Raw genomic sequence first — 18729 nt, 5'->3', positions numbered from 1 at the left:
CGTTTGCCGCGTTGCAAAGGGTTATGAAGGCCATCTCGGACAGCAAGATTTGCGGCTTAAGTGCCGATTACTGATGGGCGTAGCCCACGCCGCGACGAGGGTAGCGGCAAGAATATAATGCCTTCACTGCTATTGTTGGCTCGCTGCCGACCGACACCAATCTAATTAACAGAAGTGTGGATACCGTCTTATGGAGCAAAACCCGCAGTCACAGCTCAAGCTTCTTGTCACCCGTGGTAAGGAGCAAGGCTATCTGACCTATGCTGAGGTCAATGACCATCTGCCGGAAGATATCGTCGACTCCGATCAGATCGAAGACATCATCCAGATGATTAACGACATGGGCATTCAGGTGGTTGAAGAAGCCCCGGATGCTGACGATCTGATGCTGAACGAAAACAGCTCCGATACTGATGAAGATGCTGCAGAAGCGGCCGCTCAGGTATTATCCAGCGTTGAATCTGAAATTGGCCGCACCACTGACCCGGTTCGCATGTATATGCGTGAAATGGGTACCGTTGAACTTCTGACGCGTGAAGGCGAAATCGACATCGCTAAGCGTATTGAAGACGGTATTAACCAGGTTCAATGCTCTGTTGCTGAATACCCGGAAGCGATTACTTATCTGCTGGATCAGTACGATAAAGTTGAAGCAGGCGAATCACGCTTGTCTGATCTGATCACCGGTTTCGTCGATCCGAATGCTGAAGAAGATATCGCACCGACTGCAACGCATGTCGGTTCTGAACTTTCTGAAGCAGATCGTAACGATGAAGAAGAAGATGACGAAGAAGATGACGACAGTGCTGATGACGATAACTCAATCGATCCAGAGCTGGCACGTGAGAAGTTTTCTGACCTGCGTACGCAGTATGAAACCACGCGTACCGTTATCAAAAGCAAGGGCCGCAGCCACGCTGATGCCGTTGCTGAAATTCAGAATCTCTCTGACGTATTTAAACAGTTCCGCCTGGTGCCGAAGCAGTTCGATTACCTGGTAAACAGCATGCGCGTAATGATGGAACGTGTCCGTACTCAGGAACGTTTGATCATGAAGCTGTGTATTGAACTGTGCAAAATGCCGAAGAAAAACTTCATCACGCTGTTCACCGGCAACGAAACCAATGAAAGCTGGTTCAAAGCTGCGCTGGCAATGAACAAGCCGTGGTCTGAAAAGCTGCTTGAAGTGCAGGATGACGTTATGCGTTCCCTGCAAAAACTGGCTCAGATTGAAGAAGAGACCGGCCTGACCATTGAGCAAGTGAAAGATATCAACCGTCGCATGTCGATTGGTGAAGCCAAAGCGCGTCGCGCGAAGAAAGAAATGGTGGAAGCCAACTTGCGTCTGGTGATCTCAATCGCCAAAAAATACACCAACCGCGGTCTGCAGTTCCTTGATTTGATTCAGGAAGGTAACATCGGCCTGATGAAAGCGGTTGATAAGTTTGAATATCGCCGTGGTTATAAGTTCTCTACTTACGCCACATGGTGGATTCGTCAGGCAATTACCCGTTCTATCGCTGACCAGGCGCGTACCATCCGTATTCCGGTGCATATGATTGAGACAATCAACAAGCTCAACCGTATTTCGCGTCAGATGCTGCAAGAGATGGGCCGCGAGCCGACGCCAGAAGAACTGGCTGAACGCATGCTGATGCCAGAAGATAAAATTCGCAAAGTGTTGAAAATCGCTAAAGAGCCGATCTCAATGGAGACGCCGATTGGTGATGATGAAGATTCACATTTGGGCGATTTTATCGAAGACACCACGTTAGAGCTGCCGCTGGATTCTGCTACCTCAGAAAGCCTGCGTAATGCTACTCACGATGTGTTGGCTGGCCTGACTGCACGTGAAGCCAAAGTTCTGCGTATGCGTTTCGGTATTGATATGAACACTGACCATACGTTGGAAGAAGTGGGCAAACAGTTCGACGTTACGCGTGAGCGTATTCGTCAGATTGAAGCAAAAGCCTTGCGTAAATTGCGCCATCCGAGCCGCTCGGAAGTGCTGCGTAGCTTCCTCGACGACTAAGTCAGCTAAACCCCGGTTCGCCGGGGTTTTTTATTTCAGCGTACCTTCTCCGCCGTTTTTACTCTGCTATTTCACTCCTGATCCCTTCCCTGCCGATACATCGCTGATGATCAGTCGCGTTGTGCTTTGCTCAGTTACTCTTCATCCGTTTTGCCTCTAACGCATGATGAAGCTGTTGATATGCTTCAACCATTTCTTCCAGTGACGCACGATTTAACCCGCTTGGATTAGGCAGCACCCACACTTGGGTTTTTCCCATAAATATCGGCTGCGCGCCCCACTCAACTTTGTTTTTTCCAAACGCGCGCTTAAACGCATCTTTCCCCAAAATAGCCAAAGCGGCGGGCTGATATTGCAAAACTTTTGCCATCAAACGCTCACCACCCTCTTGTAGCTCATTAACTGCTAGTTCGCTTGCCTGTACAGTCGGGCGCTCAACTAACATTGTGATACCACATCCTGTATCAAGTAAGCGCTGCTCTTCCTCAGGCTTGAGCTGTTGCTGCGTGAAGCCCGCCAGATAGATAACCTTCCAAAATCGATTCCCCGGATGCGCAAAATGGAACCCTTTATGCGCAGTGGAATAGCCTGGATTAATGCCGCAGAAGAGTACGTTTAAGTCAGGCGCAATAATATCGGTGATGGTGTGCTCGCTCATTAAGACTCCAGCCCAGCACGGGTCATTAAGGCGTAACGACTGCGCGCCAGCATTTCATCGGCGAGCAGATCATCGGGACAGGCTCGCGCTAATGCCAGTGCACCGACCATCTCCGCTAACATGCTGGATGCCAATGCTTCGGGCTGATCATGCCCCATTTCCCGCAACGGCTTCGCCAGTCGCTCATGAACAGAATACATTCCCTGGGAAAATATTTGCCGTGCTTCCTCTGGAAGATGCGCCACTTCACTCACCAAAGCGGGCAATGGACACCCTTCTGCGGGCGCATTACGGTGAACAACCGAAAGGTAATAATTGATAAAAGCCACCAAGCGCTGTGCAGGCGGTGCATCTTGCGCCGCAGGCTCAACCCGTTGCGCGGAATCCGCAAACATTTGCTTCATCACTTCCTGAACTAAATCATCTCGCGAGCTGAAGTGCGCGTAAAAACCGCCATGCGTTAATCCCACACGTTTCATTAACGACGCGACGCCAATGCTCTCCGTTCCCTTCTCGCGCATTACACGAGCGGCCTCTTCAAGAATGCGCTGGCGCGTGCGCGCTTTGTGCGTTTGTTTCTCCATATCATCATTCTCAATTTTGCTGTGCATACTTTATGACAATCATAGTAATTATTATGATCATCATATTCCAGCTTGACGCCATATATGATGACCGTCATATTAAATGAAATTATGACAACCATCATACGAGGAATACATTATGTCGAACGCATCTCCTTTAGGTTTTGCTTTGATCACGGGCGCATCAAGCGGTATCGGCGCGACTTACGCGAAACGTCTGGCAGCACGCGGATATGATCTCATTTTGGTTGCACGTGATAAGGCACGCATGGATACGCTGGCTTCTTCATTGACTCAGCAGCACGGCGTTCAGGTCAAAATCTTAACAGCCGATTTAACGCTCTCTGAGGATCTGGCTCGGGTAGAACATGAACTTACAACCCATTCGCACATTACCTTGCTTTTGAATAATGCTGGCATGAGCGTTGATGGCGAGTTCATCAACGCCGATGTCGAGCGTATTGATACCATGCTTACGCTGAATATTATTGCTCTGACACGACTTGCTCATGCTGCGGCACAATCGTTTAAAGCGCGTGGGAATGGGACAATCATTAACATTGCCTCCGTGTTGTCGCTGGTACATGAAAATTTCAATGGCGCGTATAACGCTTCGAAATCTTATGTCCTGACATTAACGCGAGCGATGCAGCATGAACTGGCTGAAAGTGGCGTTCAGGTGCAAGCCGTTTTACCTGGCGCAACGCGTACCGAAATTTTTGATCGTTCAGGTAAGTCTATTAGCGAGATCCCAGCAGAGATGCTGATGGATGTAGATGAGATGGTTGATGCAGCGCTCGCGGGCCTCGACAGCGGGGAAGCGGTGACTATTCCTGCTTTGGAAGAGTTGGCTTTGTGGCACGAATATGACCGTGCTCGCGGTGCGATGCTGCCTTTCCTCTCGCGTGATCAGTCAGCATCGCGTTATCGTCAACGCTAAGTTGAAAACGAATTTTATGGCGAAAGCCGGTTATTAAATAAAACGCGTGTGACAGGCCAGATGCAGTCCGCGCGTCAAAAAATTATGAATGTTATGTACAGCAAAGCCGCAAGAGCAGATCAATATCGAAGTAAAAGAGTGAACCCTTTATCCAGATTCGAGACTTTTCTGTAATTATTCAAATTATTTCCTATAAAAATCAACCAGTCATCAAATGCTGATTATTTCAGCAACCAACCGTTCAATGCTGGATCGCCCCGAGCAGATACTTTATAATCCCCGCTCCGCTGGCCCCTTAGCTCAGTGGTTAGAGCAGGCGACTCATAATCGCTTGGTCGCTGGTTCAAACCCAGCAGGGGCCACCAAATTTTAGTAGTAAAATCATATAATTAATCCACCTCTTAGGGTGGATTTTTTGTTGGAAGCAAACCCCATTGGCAGCAAAATGGCAGCAGTTTTTTTTCTCTGCCAATAAAAAACCCGCCGTAGCGGGTTGGTCTTTTGCAGAAATCACATCCACAGCGAGCCTTGCAATGTACGATCGGGATGGGGCGGAACAGGCTTTACCTTACCCGGACTCATAATAATTTCAGACACTGTTTCATGAGATTTGAATGTGCAGCTGCAATTGATGTTCTGACACTGGTTATAACGTTCTTTAGTCGTCTTTGATACTTGGAAGCTGCTGCGCGTATGTGCGGCATTACCGCACAAAGGACAGTTCATCATAATAAGCCCTCAATCCCATTTGGGATGGATAATACATAAAATAACCATATTGGGATAGTTCTCATTCCATTTCGAGCGAGTCAATTTTCACTTCCAGCTCAATGCTGGTTGTAAACCCGCTGTCGGCGCTCAGCGCGTGCGTCAGCGTCGTGATGATCCATTCACCGCCGTCTATCTGCTGTTTGAATCCGCTCACCCTTACCGGCATTTCCGTGTAAAGCTCCGCACGACCCTTTGCCAGCTGAATGGAAAACGTCGCCGCTCCGCGCTGTAGCTTTTCCCACTGCATTTTTGCCGCCCGCTCTGCGTTGGCCCGGTTCGCATAGGTCCGGCTCAGTACCAGCACGTTTTCATCCGTGCCGATCAGGTAGTCGCCCTGTTTCGCCTCCGGCTCCTTTGCCTTTGTGGTTTTGCGCTTACGCTTTACCTTTGTCGCTTCCTTTTTCGCCGGTTCGCGCGTGTGCAGCCAGCTGGCAATCACCCCGGTGTAGGCGTCACGGTCGGCCAGGGTAAACCGGTGGCCGTCGCCCGCCGAACGGGTCAGGGTGATAACCGGCAGCACTTTGCCGCTGGCCGTCTTTCCCTGACCCTGCCGGATGAACAGCAGGCTGCCGTTTTTAACGCAGGCAATCGCGCCGCACTGGCGGGCCAGCCGCATCAGAAAGCTGGCGTCTGATTCGTTGGTCTGGTCAATGTGGTCTATGGCCAGCTTTGCCATTTCGTCGCTGATGGCCATTTCCAGTTTATTGCGGCCCGCAATCTCTTTCACGATGTTGCCCGTCGTTGTCTGATGCCACGACTTTTCCCGGCGCGTGTTCAGCGTTGCCCTGAAATCGGCGCTGCGTGCGCGCAGGGTGAGACGGTCTGGCGCGCCGCCGTGCTCGATTTCGTCCACGGTGTAGGTGCCTTTCGGGGTAAGGGGCTGGCCCTTCCAGCCCAGCGCCAGCGACAGCATCCCGCCCCGGCGCGGCAGCATCAGCTTGCCGTCCGCGTCGTCCAGCTCAATCTCCAGCTGGTCCGCCTCAAAGCCCCGGTTATCGGTGAGCGTCAGGCTGATGAGGCGCTTTTCAATCTTCTGCGTGATGTCCGCGCCTTCCATCGTCAGGCGAAAGGCCGGGGCGGTGGCGCTGCCTGTTACCCAGTCTGATGCGTTCACGAAAGCAGCCCTCCCACGGTGCTGGTAAGTTTACTGGCCGCCTGCGTTGCGCTGTCTTTCAGCGAGGTAAGCTGCTCATTCAGGCTGCCGAACATTTCACCCAGCGACTCATCAACGCGTTTGAGCGTGACTGAAAATTCTATGCGCCTGCACGCCCCGTTGCTGAAAAACTCTGTTTTAGTCTGGCTCAGGCTTTCCACCACAAACATCCCGTAAATGGTGCCGCTGCCCTCAATCAGCGGCCACGACTTGCCCAGCTCTGCCATCTGCTCGAGCGCGAACAGCGACAGCCGCCCGCCGGTAATCTCCGGCAGCAGGACGCCCGAAAGCGTCACCGTGTCGTTATCCGGGCCGAGAAACTGCGAGGACGGACGGTAGCCCACCCGGCTGTTAGTGGCGTGTCGCCAGCTGCGCTGATACTGCAGCTCCTGATACGGGACCGTGCGCAGCATGAACACGAACAGCCCCAGCGTCATCATCATCCTTCAAACCCTCCTCTGTCACTGTAGGTACTGCGGGCGCGGGCCTCTGCCTGCCGCTGTTTTGCCTCAAGCCTGCGCATCACTTCGTCTGCCACGTCCTGCGCGCTCTGTCCCGGCTGCTGCACAATGGTAATCGGCGCGTGAATGCTGACCGGCGCAGCGGACTGCACTGTCTGCTGACGTGCCGGGGCCTCCTGCCGGTACGACTGCGCGGGCAGGCTCAGCGGATGCAGCGGCGCGGCCTCAGCCGGTGCGGCAGCAGTGCCGAGCGTGAGCGCCGCCATTGCCGCCAGCTGCGCGGTGCGCCTGCGGCTTGTCACATTCACCGGCCCGTTCACAATCTCCGGGCCGTTTTCGCCTACCACGCCAAACTGACCCGCCGGGATGTTGCCGCCGGTGTCATACATGCCCGCATAGCCCATCCCCGGAAACCCGCCCGGCGGCAGCACGACTTTGCCGTCGGTGTTAACGGCGGCGGGCTGCTGGCGCGTGACGTGCTCCGGCAGCTTCGCGTTTGCCGCCTCTTTCGTGACGATGCCGAGTTTTTCAAGCAGCCATGAAACCCCGGTTTTCAGCGATTCCAGCGGGTGCATCACCATGTTCAGCCCGTCGGCCAGCGCCTGCCCGAACGCTTTCCCTTTGGCGGCGGCGCTGTCCAGCTCTGCGCCAGTGGATTGCACCGGGGACAGCAGATCCCTGAACCACCCAAACAGCGCCTGCACCTTATCGCCTATCCACTGGAAAACGGGTTGCAGGGGTGAAAACGCCTCGCTGATGGGTCCGGCAGCGGCCCGGAAGCCGTCCACGACGCCGCCTAAAAATGCCTTTATCGGCTCCCAGTATTTCCACACGACCAGCGCCACACCGGCCAGCGCCGCCACGACAAGCCCGACAGGACTCAGCAGAAAGCCGAGCACGCTGACAACACCCATAACGGCGGTGCGCAGCAGGGCAAACGGTGACAGCGCAATCCATTTCAGCACGCTGCCGGTGCCGCGAACGGAGGCCATAAGCGGCGCAAAGGCGGTGACGGCCAGCCCGCGAACGTGCCCGCCCAGATTACGCACCGCCTGCACCGGGTTGCGAAAGGACGACGCCACAACCTCACCGGCCTGCTGCGCCTGCTCCTTGATTTTCTCCAGTGCCCCCTCGCGGAAAGCGTCCAGAATCCCGCCTTCTTCGTCATCGCCCTGACCGACAGACCCCAGCGCATCACGGATTTTTTCCAGCCAGCTGACGGAGTTTTCAGCCTCACCGCCGGAGAACAGGCTGAACAGCTTTTTAATCCCGCCGCCGGACAGCGACAGCCCCGGCGCAAGCGAGGAAAACGCCTTGCCCAGCCCGCCCAGCAGCGGACTGAGTTTTGCCAGGCCTTTCGTGGTCAGCATTCCCGCACCGAACCGCAGCAGGGCAATCGGCCCCAGCACGGCGGCCAGACCCACGGCGAGCGTGCCCAGCGCCAGCGTGACCGTTGCCACCACGGCGGCGATTTTCATCAGCCTGCCCGCCAGCTCCGGGTTTTCTTCCACCCAGCGGCGCATCGTGCCGGTGACTTTCTTCACCGCGCCCATAATTTCCATCAGCGGGGCGCGCAGCGTTTCGCCCAGGCTGCTCAGCGTGTTGGCCGCGCCGGTTTTGACCAGCTGCCACTGCGCCGACAGCGAATCCTTATTGATGTCAGATTCTTTCTGCATCGACCCGCCGGACGCATTCCCGGCGGTCAGCTGCAGCTGGCGCTTAAGCTCCGGCATGTTGTTGGCAAGCTTCGCCGCATCCTTGCCGAACTCCTTGCCGAAAACCATCGTCATGGCCGTCAGGCGTTTGTCTTCCGGCAGGCTGTTGACCTTTTCCAGCACGCGCTGAATGGTGCCCATCGCGTCCTTTGTCATCTGCTTTTCGATGGCTTTCGGGTCCAGCTTCAGCAGGTCCATACCCGCCATAAACGACTTGCCCTGCATGGTGGCAACTGACAGCTCGCGCATCATGGCGTTGGCCGCACTGGCCGCCGTTTCAGACGTTGCGCCGAGGCTCAGGAAGGTAGAGCCGAGCGCCGCCGCCTTGCGGTAGTCCAGCCGGTCCGCCACGCCGCCCATGCGCTGCAGCACGTCAATAATGTCCGACCCCTTGGACATGGCGTTGTCGTCCAGGTAGTTCAGCGCGTCGCCCAGCTGCTCGATGTTGCGTGTCGGAATTTTGTACAGCTGCGCAATCTTGCCCAGCCCTTCGGCCAGCTCACCGGCGGGCAGCTCGAACGCCGTGGACGCCTTCGCAGCCGTGGACGCAAACGCCAACAGGTCGCGCTTCTGGTCCTCATAAGAATCATCGGGGTTTGTCACCCCCATGCGCGCGCCGCCCTCGACCAGCGACGCGTAATCAATCGCGCCGTTTTCCATCGGCAGCTGCTCACTGGCGGCCTTGATGGCGGCCTGCATGTCGTAAAACTGTTTCGTGCGGTTGCCGTCGTTGTCGCGCAGGCCGTTAACCTGCTTCGCCACGCCCTTCATGGCGTCTTCCATGTCGGCGTAGCTTTTCACCGCGCCCAGCACCGGCGCACCCATGCCCAGCCCGGCGGCGGTCATTGACACCCCGGCACCGGCCACGCGGTCCCGCGTCTCAAGCGAGCGGGAATAGCGTTCGCGCACGGCGTTCAGCTTTGCCTGCTGTTCGCCGAGGCGTTTCAGCGACTGCTGCTGACGGTCCAGCGCGGCGCGCGCCTCGTCCGCCTGCGCTTTCAGTTCACGCTGTGCCTGGCTGAGTTTCTTTGTATCGATCCCCGCGCTGCCGAGCGCCTCACGCTGGCGCTGCACTGACAGGCGCAGCCCGTTGTATTTCTGCTGCAGCTCACCGGCGCGGTTCTTTGCCTGCTCCAGCAGCCGGGCCTGCTGCGCCGTGGGGCGGTTGGTGTTCGCAAGCTCCACGGCCAGCCGCTGCGCTTCGGCCTTTGCCGCCTTGAGGCTGTTGGCGGTGATGCCCAGCTGCGTGTTGGTTTTGCGGAATCCGTCAATGCGGGCGGCCTGCGCGTTCAGCTCTTTAAGCTGTGAACGGCTGGCCTGAACGGCGGCGGCCAGCTCCTTTGTGCTGGCCCGCGCGCTTTTGAAGGGGCGGGTGAGTTTATCAACCGCGTTTAAGACAACCTGCAGGCGCAGGTTTGTATCACTCATCGTCACCGGCTCCGCTTCTGAGAAGTGCCCGGTGGCGCCACTCAAGAACCTCCGTCAGCGGCATGTCATAGAACACCGGCGGCGGCCATGAGAAAACGCCCTGGCAGTCTGCAATAAACTCTTCTACCGTCAGGCTGTCGGCAAATCTGACAGCACCGACTTCTTCAACAAAAAAGTGACCACCTCCACCGACAGGCTCACTAAGTCGGCGGGGTCCATTTCGACAATTTCCTGCGCGGTCAGCGCCGGGGTCGTGACGCGCGGTAATACGGTCATCATGGCGTTCACGTCCATGTCCATCAGCGCCTGCAGACGGGTGCCGCGCAGTGCGCCGGACTGCGGCTTGCGCACGGTCACGCTGGTGATTTCGGTTTTGCCGCGCAGAATGGGGGTGTCCAGTTCGACGGCTTTTTCAGTGGTTTTCTCAGTCATGATTTATTCCAGGCTAATTAAGGTTTGGGTAACGGCACGGTTTCCCGTGCCGGGTTGATTACAGGCCGAGCGCCGAGCGGTGCGCTTCCATCAGGTCGGTGCCGCCCACGATGTGGATCATGTTCACCATATCGACCTCATAGAGCACTTCGCCGTTGATGGTCAGCTTCGCGTAGCTGTTGGTGCTGCTCACCTTCGTGCTGTTGCTGTCGCCGGTCTTCCATTCGCCGGAGTCAATTTCCTTATGACGCCCACGCACAACCAGCTCAACCGCCTGCACTTCGGCAGTGTCATCGCGCTGAATAGATCCGGTGTAGCGCAGCATGACGCCGTCCACGGTGGCGGTGCCCATCTGCTTGAACAGCAGCAGCTCCGTGCCGCCAATGGAGAATTCCGTATCCAGCGCGCCGTCGTCCAGCCCCATGTCAATATCCACCGCGCCCGGCATCCCGCCGCCGCGATACTTTTCAAACTTGCGCGTGAACTTCGGCAGGGTCACGGACTCAACCAGCCCCTGCCAGTTGTCCCCGTCGTTAAACAGGTTCAGGTGTTTCAGCTTGCGTGGTAACGCCATTTTTCAGTCTCCTTATGCGCTGACCTGGCTGGCGAAGTCGATCAGGTACTTGTCAGAAATGCGCTGGCGCAGCATGAGGTTTTCCAGCGGTGGCACCGGCGTGTAGTCGTAATCAAGCGTCAGCTTTCCGGCCTTGAGCGTGTCCTTGTCGTTCACGCTTTCGTCCAGCCAGCAGCTGCCGCCCAGCAGATAACCCTGCGCTACTAGGCTGCGCAGCTTGGCCTGCACGCCCTCGATGATGTCGCGGGCCAGTGACGGGGTCAGCGGCTTGTCCACCGCCCACATGTGCGCCTCTGCCATCGTGTCCATGAGCACCTGCGCCGTGCGGGTGTAGTTCTCAAACGCAAACAGTGAGTCATCGCTCAGGCTGCGGGAACCCCAGAAGCGGAAACCGTCCTGACGGATAAGCGTGGTGATGTCGTTCTGATTCAGCAGGCCCGCATCCGTTGCCGGGTTCTGCAAATCCCAGAACACGTCCGCCGAAATGCCGGTGACGCCGTTCACGCCAACGTTCGACAGGGATTTATGCCAGCCTGTGTCGTTGTCGATTTTGGCGCGCAGGCCGAGCGCGCGGGCGGTAGCGTAAGCCGTCGCATCCGCGTTCAGCACGGTGTCAAAGTTGATAAAGTCAGGCCAGATCAGCATCCCTTCGCGCTGGCTGAAATTAGCGCGGTACGCAATCGCCTCCTCAACGGACCTGCAGCCATAGGCGGACAGGTACGCGAACCCGCGCAGGCTCTGCGCCACGGATAAAAGCTCTGTTGCCACCGCCTGCGTGTCGTGACCCGGCACGCCGAGAATGCGCGGCTTCACGCCCAGCTGTGACTGCGCGGCCAGCAGAGCTTTCATGCCGGTGCGTTTTCCGTCGGTCACGCCGCCAATGATGTTGGACGTGGTTTCCGCTTCGGTCTCGCCCTGTGGGACGCGCACCACCACGGTGACGGGTTTAGCCTGGTCGCCGATGGCATCCAGTGCGCGGGCCAGCGTGCCGGACTCGCCAGCCTTGCCGCTTGCGGTCAGCACATCGGTGAGTAAAACGGGTTTGTTCAGCGGAAAGGCTGCCGCGTCGGCGTCGTCTGCGGTGCAGACCATGCCCACGATTGCGGTGCTTACCGTTGAGATGGTGCGGGTGCCTTCGTTAATTTCCGTAACGCGCACGCCGTGATGGTAATCGTCAGCCATAAGGCGAAATCTCCTGTTAAGGGGGGTTCGCTATGGTGAAAGGTGCGTGCGGATTGCGCATCCTGCGGGCGTTGTGTGGGGAATGGCACAAATGAAAAAGGCCCGCGAACGGGCCTGATGTTATGCGGCGGGTTTGTCCGGCCAGACCACGTAAGGGGCCAGCGTGACGTCCACGGCCTGCAACTGGTCCGCGTAGGTCATCCACTTAATCAGCTTCGCCTTGCTGGCATCGCTGATCATGCCGAGCGCCAGCTGCGTCTGCCACAACTGCGTCGTGGTGTTCACTTCCTGAATTTTGCTTTTACGCAATGCCTCCGCGCTCTGTTCCTGCGCGGCTTTCTGCGCCACTATGTCTGTTACCCAGGTATTATCCTGCCAGACGTCAAAGCCGGTTTCCGGCTCCGTCAGGGTCAGGCCATCATCCAGCGGGCCGATAGCCGTAATAATCACCGCATCGCGGGTTGTCTTGCGGTATGCCTTCGCGCCCCGGTAATCTTCGGTCAGCTCCCATCCGCTGCCGTCTTCGGTGCGGCGTGCCACAAACCCGGCGGACGCGTCAGGCGGCGCGTCCGGCCATGCATACGCGGGCAGGCCCACACCGGCGGAAACGTACTCACGCGTTGAGCCGGTATATTCGCGCGTCACCGGGTCAGCATTGTAGGCCATTGCCCATCCGCTCACCGTGGCGATGCCATTATCAAAAATCACTTCATCCATTATGCAGCCCTCACGATAAAGTTAAACGCCACGTTGCGCGGGCGCATGGTGATCCAGACTGCGCCGCCGGGAATGCCCGACTGAAATTGCGTCGCCTGAATAGAGTTGTCACTCAGGATTGAGCCTAATACCCCGTCGCCAGGGTTTCTGGCATCCGTTGGCTGCCCTTTAGAAACTGAATCCGCCTTACTGTAAGGCGTGCCCACCGTTGCGCCCTCGGTCGTCGTATCAATACCGGGGTAGTCCACGGCAGCGGTTCGGATACTGGTTGCGCCCTGACCGGTTGCGATAACGCGCCCTGAATCCACGCCGCGCCCGTCATCAAAGCCGCGAATAAACTCGCCGCGCAGGTCAGGCACTTTCAGATTTGTATACACTTTTGCCAGCTCCGGGTAAGCCGTGGCGCTGAATGCGGCCCCGTTGCACTTAATCCAGCCATCCGGGACGGTACTCGTCGGCCACGTCATAATGATGCCTACCGGCACCAGATTGCTGGCAATCAGGTCAGTCCGCGCCTGTTCAGCCCATTCACTCCAGCCATTTACAGAGGCGTTGTAAGAACGAATAAACTTTCTGTTGGCGGTCACGGCATGAACGGCCTGCGTGATTGCGCCGCCCGTACCGGTAGCAATGACCTCCACGCTGCCCCAGGCATTCACCATTACAGGCGGGCCGTTTACGAATCCCCCACCGTAATAAATACCGCTCTCAGTAAGGCTGTTCAGGTCTGTTCCGGCTGAAATTTCATTAGGCCGCATCGTGGTCTGCGTCCACGCTGTCCAGGATACGCCGCCGGAATTTGTACCGTAACGCACCCAGCGGCGGTTAGTTGTCGCAGCCGGTGCCTGCGCCGTGGCGAACTCCTGTACGAAGCGAGATGCGTTGTAGTTCAGGTGCGTCAGGACGCCAATTGCGCCGGGATAAGGATTATTCGGCGCATCACCAGAAACCGGATAAATACCGGGATCTGCAATATTGTTAAGGTCAGTTGTAATAACCGGCATGATTGCCAGCGCGCCCACTTCTTTTGCCGTTGGCGGCGCTGATTCGTCGTAAATCCTGCGCCAGCCGTTTGCATTCACCGGAGTGGCATCGAAAGAAAACTTGCCTTCACCGCCGGATGCGGTGCGGATATACATAGCTCCGCTCTGAAACATAATCTGCGTCAGGGACGTACCGGCATCCCAGACGCGGCGGATATTCAGCAGCGTGGCGGTATAAGCCACCGCACCCAGCGGACCATCTTCTATCGTGCCGGAAATGCTCACAAACTGCGTCTTTGACGTAACGGACGAGTCATCCAGCCGCGTAATGTTGGTTTCCATTGAAAACGCTTTGTTGCCCGCCGCACCGAGATTGCCCAGCAGGGTTTTTCGCGTGGTGTCATTCAGCCCGGCAAACTCTGATAAATATTTTGCTGTTTCCAGATACTGCGTGTGCGGGTCTGCCGCGTCCAGATGCGCTTTCAGCAGCGCCTGCACAAAGGCGGCGGTCGCAATCTGCGTGTTACTGGTACTGGCAGAAGGCGTTGGCGCGGTTGGCGTACCGGTCAGGGCCGGGCTTGCCAGTGGGGCCTTGAGCGCCAGCTGATTCGCGATGGTTGTGGCAAAGTTCGGGTCATCACCCAGCGCGGCGGCCAGCTCGTTCAGCGTGTCCAGCGCGCCCGGTGCGGAGGCAACCAGCTGCGCAATGGCCGTCTGCACAAACTGCGTGGTTGCCAGCTGCGTCGTGTTGCTACCTGCCGCCGCCGTGGGCGCTTTTGGTGAGCCGGTGAATGTCGGGCTGTCACTCGCGGCCTTGAGCGCCAGCGCGCTCGCCATTGTTTGATAAAAATTCGGGTCGTTGTTAATCGCCGCCGCCAGCTCTGCCAGCGTGTCCAGCGTCAGAGGTGCATCACCTTTCAGCAGGCCAATCGCTGCCTGCACAAACTGCGTGGTGGCAATCTGCGTGGTGTTGTTGCCGTTCGCCGCCGTGGGCGCTTTTGGCGTGCCGGTCAGCGTCGGGTCTTTCTTTGGCGCGTACTGCGTGTGCGGGTCTGCGGCGGACAGATGTTTCGCCATCAGGTCATCCGCGTAGGCTTTCACCTCGATCACCGCGTCGTCCACGTACTTGCGCGTTGCCAGCACCACGGACGGGTCAATTTTCAGCGTCACTGCGTCGGTGCTGCTGACAATCAGGATCATGCGGATAACCTGCGTGCGGCCCGAACCTTCGGCCAGCAGCGGCTTGTAGGTTTCCGCGCAGTTCGCCACCGCAATCAGGTCCCCGGCTTCGTCAAACAGGCCGATTTCCCGGATCCACCAACCGCCCTCGTTTTCAGGGATAACCTGCTCAGCAATAATCTGGCTGGTATTCAGCGGGTCAACCGACAGCGTGTTAATCGCCGCGCGGCGGTTTTCTTTTACCAGCTTCGTCTGTGAAGCATTTGGTGTCGGCAGCGTGCCGTTCCCGTCGCCCACGGCCATCTGCGTAATTTTCAGCTGCGTGCCCAGCGCGGCGGCCTGCGCCAGTTTCGCCTCGCCGCGTGCGGTCAGCAGGGCATAAAATTTTGCTGCCATGTTAAACCCTCAAAGTGTCGATAAAGTGAATAGCCGCGCCCGTCCATGCGGTGCCGCCCGTTTCAATAACTTCCGGCGTGTACGGGTAAACCGTCAGGACCTCGCCGACGTAGCACCCCGCGCCGGTAAACACGTCGCCGGTGGTCTGCAAATTGATACTCATGTCCAGCATGTGTCTGCTGCACGGCTTCGCGTCACTGATGACACGCTCAAGCTCCGCGTAGGTTTCCTCTGTAATGCCCTGTTCCTGCACGCCGATGTCCAGGCGAAACGTGCCGGGCGCTTCCCCGGTCTTCCACCACTCAATGACGCGGATCAGGAAGCCGAACGGCTGCACGGCCCGGCGCACGGCGGTGATCGTTCCCTTGTGCTGATGGATATAAAACGCATCCTGCACCACCTGCCGTTTCACGCTTTCCGCCCAGCTTTCGTCCCAGCGGTCTACCGAAAATGCCCAGGCGAGATAGGGCAGAAACGAAACCGGGCATTTCGCCGGGTTCCATAAATCGCGCAGCGGCACGTCCAGCCCGGAAATCCCGCTGCACGCCTGCGCAAGACGGCGCTCAAGCGCGGATGAGCCGGGCGGCAGAAGGCTGTTATTCATCGGTTCCCCCGTTCTTCACGCTCCAGTTTTCGCACCATGCGGCCTGCGTTTTATCCAGCACCACGTCTTCTGCCGGTGACGTCAGCTCAACGCGCTGGACGCCCTCAACGTGCAGGGCGGCGTAAATGGCTGACTGACGAATGTCACGCCCCAGCCGTGACTGACTGGCGATGTAGCTTTGCAGCTTCGCCTTTGACGCGGCCAGAATCGGCTCCGCCTCCGGGCCGGGGTACAGGTAGAGCGTGGCGTCAATTGTGTAGGGAACAATTTCAGCCGCCTGCACCGACACCCGGTCAGCCAGCGGGCGTACGCTTTCATCGTTCAGCGCATTGTCCACTGTATTCAGCAGGTCATCCGCCGCCAGCCCGTTGCCTTCACGGCTCAGCACGGTGATCACCACCTGCGCCGGGGCCGGGCTGGTTGCCGACACGTCCGCCACGCGCCCGTCCGCACTTTTGGCGTGAAACTCATAGGCCGCTGTCGGACCGGCAACGGACAACCCCTCAAAGGCGGCAGGCACGCGCAGGCGCAGATCGTCGTCCGATTCCAGTACCGCCTCCACCGGCGGCACGGCGTCCGCGTCGGCGGGCGTGACGGTCAGGCGCGACACGTTGTAATTTGCCGCCATCTGGTCCAGATCGCTGCCGAGCGCGTAAGCCACCATGACGGCCTGCGCCGCCTCATTGATGCGCTGGCGCAGCAGGATTTCCCGGTAGGTACTTTCCTGTAACTGCTTCACGACGGGTTCCGACTCCAGCGTGAGCGTGCGGCGCATGGCGTCCTGCTCGTCTGCCGGATGAAGCGCAATAAACGACTCTTTGCGCTCGGCCAGCAGCGTCTCAAAGTCGGGTACATCAACCACCTGCGGCGCGGGCAGCTGTGAAAGGTCAATTACTGCCACTGTTCACCCCCGTTGCGACAAACAGAGAAAGCGGCGCGCCATCGCTGCGCCGCCCGGTTAACTCAACAACCATTGAGCCGTCAAAGGCGCTGGTGATGTTGATGGTGTCCAGCGTGATGCGCGGCTCCCAGCGGCTCAAAGCCGAATAGGTCGCGGCCATCACCTGCAATTTCGTGGCGGGGTTCTGCGGATCGTCAATCAGCTTAAACAGCAGTGAGCCGTATTCCCGGCGCGCTATCCGGCTGCCTTCCGGGGTCAGCAGAATGTCGCGCACGGACTGTCGGATGTGATCCGCGTCGGTGATGGCTTTGCCGGTCTGCTGATTCATGCCGGTATACATTGTCATTGCGGCCCCCCGGTATTTGCGCTGCCTTTTTCCACACCACTGTGCGTATGAGCATCCAGCACGACGCCGTTTGAACTCATCGCGCCGCCGCCCTGCGTAACGTTGCCGTTCATCACGGAGTCGCCGTTAATCAGGGTCTGGTCAGCCTCAACGCCAAACAGGCTGGTTAATAACTGAATGCCGTCCTCCGCTTCTATCCGCACGCTTTTGATGTTCTTAATCAGCAGCTGCCCGGTTTCGGGTTCGTACTGAAAAAAACCGCCGTCTTTATATACGGTTGTGCTGCCGTCTTCTGAATAGTCAGGCGGCGGGAAGGCGTCGGAATAAATGGCGGGCAGCGCAAAGGCGGTTTCGAGATTGCCGCCGAGGCTCAGCAGCACGACCTGTTCCCCGACTGTCGGTTTCCACCACGTGCGGGTGTTACCGGCGCGCAGGGTCAGCCAGTTAATCCAGTTGGTTTCAAGCTCGCCCACTTTTACCCGGCACAGCCAGTTAACCGGGTCCACTTCGGACACGGTGCCGGTGCGGATCAGGTTGGTGATGAGGCGCATGATTTCGGTCAGTTGTGCATTCATGGCTTCATAGTGCAAGAAGCAAGATGAGAGATATAATCTGTTCAGTTGTATGGCTTACCACACAATAAGTTTTATATATTTTTATTAAGGAGTAATTAATGGAAAGCTATGTATTCCGTACAAACAATGGATTTTTCGGTTATCTTCAAATCGAAAGCGATCAGGAAAACTGTACTCTTTTGTTAAATTGCGGACACTTTAATCTATACAAAAAATACACCTCCAAAATATCAAGCGCCCAGCAACAAATTAATTCACCTCATGTTGATTTATCATGGATAAAATCGACAGACCCCATAATTAAAATGATAAATGTCCTTTGCTGGATAAATGGAGAGTGTAATTCTTTACCGGTAGAAGATGCCCATAAAAATACTTCGCCCGGTGAGTATTACCCAAGGAGTATAAGAGATGCTGCGCAATTATGTGGTGCTATCTCTTCTCCACCATTAAATGAAAGTGAAATACTAAATGAGGTTAGAACCTTTTCAAGTATCGCATCAGGTCTAATCAAAATATTTGATTACATTGAACCAGACGTTGCTAATCTCAATGTTTATGGCAATAAATTGCGAGAGCTACTCTTTTTAGCGTGTGCTGAGGTAGAATATCTTTGGCTTAAATTTTTACAGGCAAACTCATACCCCATTAAGAGGTCATACTCTACAGTTGACTATATAAAATGCCTCCCTCATTTGAAACTTGATGGCTATGAGGTGCAGCTTATCAATTTCCCTTTGCTTGGCAGTTTAAAACCATTTGATGGATGGAGTTCTCAACAACCAACGCAGTCATTATCTTGGTACGAAGCTTATAACTCTGTTAAACACAATCGTGGCGCAAACATGCCAATGGCAACACTTAAAGCTGTGATAAACGCTATTGCAGCAATCTATATTTTGCTAAAGGCCCAGCATGGGCATTCAGAGTTTGGAGCGGTAATCGACATGCCCAACATTGATTTATTTAAGACCATAACTAGCCCAAGCTGGACAATCAGCGAAATCGCGATGCCACTTTTAGGAGATGTAAGCACAAACTGGACTTCCCCAGTCAATATCACACTTTAAATTCTACTTAGTAAGTGACAGTTGAAAT

At 56.5% G+C, this 18729-nt stretch carries 19 protein-coding genes and 1 tRNA gene; 4 read left to right on the top strand and 16 right to left on the bottom strand.

Annotated elements, in window-relative coordinates; translation table 11 throughout:
- Positions 1-190: 190 nt before the first annotated feature.
- Complete coding sequence (rpoD, locus tag MUG06_RS13665; protein ID WP_215845552.1) at positions 191-2032, top strand: RNA polymerase sigma factor RpoD; 1842 nt, start codon at positions 191-193, stop codon at positions 2030-2032.
- A 130-nt stretch (positions 2033-2162) separates the two neighbouring features.
- Here the strand turns inward: rpoD and mug are convergent, their stop codons facing one another.
- Positions 2163-2690, bottom strand: a complete 528-nt coding sequence (gene mug / locus MUG06_RS13660; RefSeq protein WP_243078922.1) for a G/U mismatch-specific DNA glycosylase — start codon at positions 2688-2690, stop codon at positions 2163-2165.
- Positions 2690-3274: a TetR/AcrR family transcriptional regulator gene (locus MUG06_RS13655; protein WP_243078921.1), complete on the bottom strand. Its 585-nt coding sequence runs from the start codon at positions 3272-3274 to the stop codon at positions 2690-2692. Before MUG06_RS13655 ends, mug begins: the two co-directional genes overlap by 1 nt.
- Positions 3275-3413: 139 nt before the next feature.
- Here MUG06_RS13655 and MUG06_RS13650 point away from each other — a divergent pair, with 139 nt between their 5' ends.
- On the top strand, positions 3414-4214 hold the full coding sequence (locus MUG06_RS13650; RefSeq protein WP_243078920.1) for an SDR family oxidoreductase: 801 nt from the start codon (positions 3414-3416) through the stop codon (positions 4212-4214).
- 289 nt (positions 4215-4503) lie between these two features.
- Positions 4504-4579, top strand: a tRNA-Ile gene (locus tag MUG06_RS13645).
- A gap of 145 nt (positions 4580-4724) precedes the next feature.
- Here the strand turns inward: MUG06_RS13645 and MUG06_RS13640 are convergent.
- The 14 genes from MUG06_RS13640 to MUG06_RS13575 form a co-directional block, all read right to left on the bottom strand.
- Positions 4725-4943 carry an ogr/Delta-like zinc finger family protein gene (locus MUG06_RS13640; protein ID WP_071822196.1) on the bottom strand — a complete coding sequence of 73 codons (219 nt, stop codon included), beginning with the start codon at positions 4941-4943 and terminating at the stop codon, positions 4725-4727.
- 61 nt (positions 4944-5004) lie between these two features.
- Positions 5005-6099, bottom strand: a complete 1095-nt coding sequence (locus MUG06_RS13635) for a phage late control D family protein (RefSeq protein ID WP_243078919.1) — start codon at positions 6097-6099, stop codon at positions 5005-5007.
- Positions 6096-6581: a phage tail protein gene (locus tag MUG06_RS13630; RefSeq protein ID WP_243078918.1), complete on the bottom strand. Its 486-nt coding sequence runs from the start codon at positions 6579-6581 to the stop codon at positions 6096-6098. The genes MUG06_RS13635 and MUG06_RS13630 overlap by 4 nt, the downstream gene beginning before the upstream one ends.
- Complete coding sequence (locus MUG06_RS13625) at positions 6578-9742, bottom strand: phage tail tape measure protein (RefSeq protein ID WP_243078917.1); 3165 nt, start codon at positions 9740-9742, stop codon at positions 6578-6580. The genes MUG06_RS13630 and MUG06_RS13625 overlap by 4 nt, the downstream gene beginning before the upstream one ends.
- Positions 9735-9857, bottom strand: coding sequence for a GpE family phage tail protein (locus tag MUG06_RS13620; protein WP_243079098.1), 123 nt, complete (start codon positions 9855-9857; stop codon positions 9735-9737). The genes MUG06_RS13625 and MUG06_RS13620 overlap by 8 nt, the downstream gene beginning before the upstream one ends.
- A 14-nt stretch (positions 9858-9871) precedes the next feature.
- Positions 9872-10174: a phage tail assembly protein gene (locus MUG06_RS13615; RefSeq protein ID WP_243078916.1), complete on the bottom strand. Its 303-nt coding sequence runs from the start codon at positions 10172-10174 to the stop codon at positions 9872-9874.
- 58 nt (positions 10175-10232) lie between these two features.
- Positions 10233-10748 (bottom strand): phage major tail tube protein, encoded by a 516-nt coding sequence (locus MUG06_RS13610; protein ID WP_243078915.1) that lies wholly within the window; start codon positions 10746-10748, stop codon positions 10233-10235.
- A gap of 12 nt (positions 10749-10760) precedes the next feature.
- Positions 10761-11930 carry a phage tail sheath protein gene (locus tag MUG06_RS13605; protein WP_243078914.1) on the bottom strand — a complete coding sequence of 390 codons (1170 nt, stop codon included), beginning with the start codon at positions 11928-11930 and terminating at the stop codon, positions 10761-10763.
- A gap of 120 nt (positions 11931-12050) precedes the next feature.
- Positions 12051-12647 (bottom strand): tail fiber assembly protein, encoded by a 597-nt coding sequence (locus MUG06_RS13600; RefSeq protein WP_243078913.1) that lies wholly within the window; start codon positions 12645-12647, stop codon positions 12051-12053.
- Entirely contained in the window at positions 12647-15205 is a 2559-nt protein-coding gene (locus MUG06_RS13595) for a phage tail protein (protein ID WP_243078912.1), read from the bottom strand. Before MUG06_RS13595 ends, MUG06_RS13600 begins: the two co-directional genes overlap by 1 nt.
- A gap of 1 nt (position 15206) precedes the next feature.
- Positions 15207-15809 carry a phage tail protein I gene (locus MUG06_RS13590; RefSeq protein ID WP_243078911.1) on the bottom strand — a complete coding sequence of 201 codons (603 nt, stop codon included), beginning with the start codon at positions 15807-15809 and terminating at the stop codon, positions 15207-15209.
- Positions 15802-16710 carry a baseplate assembly protein gene (locus MUG06_RS13585; protein WP_243078910.1) on the bottom strand — a complete coding sequence of 303 codons (909 nt, stop codon included), beginning with the start codon at positions 16708-16710 and terminating at the stop codon, positions 15802-15804. Before MUG06_RS13585 ends, MUG06_RS13590 begins: the two co-directional genes overlap by 8 nt.
- Entirely contained in the window at positions 16697-17056 is a 360-nt protein-coding gene (locus tag MUG06_RS13580) for a GPW/gp25 family protein (RefSeq protein WP_243078909.1), read from the bottom strand. The genes MUG06_RS13585 and MUG06_RS13580 overlap by 14 nt, the downstream gene beginning before the upstream one ends.
- On the bottom strand, positions 17053-17631 hold the full coding sequence (locus MUG06_RS13575; protein ID WP_243078908.1) for a phage baseplate assembly protein V: 579 nt from the start codon (positions 17629-17631) through the stop codon (positions 17053-17055). The genes MUG06_RS13580 and MUG06_RS13575 overlap by 4 nt, the downstream gene beginning before the upstream one ends.
- Before the next feature lie 98 nt (positions 17632-17729).
- On the opposite strand from MUG06_RS13575, the gene MUG06_RS13570 reads away from it, so the two are divergent.
- A complete protein-coding gene (locus MUG06_RS13570; RefSeq protein WP_243078907.1) occupies positions 17730-18701 on the top strand; it encodes a hypothetical protein in 972 nt (323 codons plus the stop codon).
- The last annotated feature ends 28 nt before the right edge of the window (positions 18702-18729 follow it).

Source organism: Pantoea sp. MQR6, from assembly GCF_022761075.1.
Classification (GTDB): domain Bacteria; phylum Pseudomonadota; class Gammaproteobacteria; order Enterobacterales; family Enterobacteriaceae; genus Pantoea; species Pantoea phytostimulans.
Note: the sequence above shows the minus strand (reverse complement) of the source record. Positions and strands in the feature narration are given on the sequence as shown.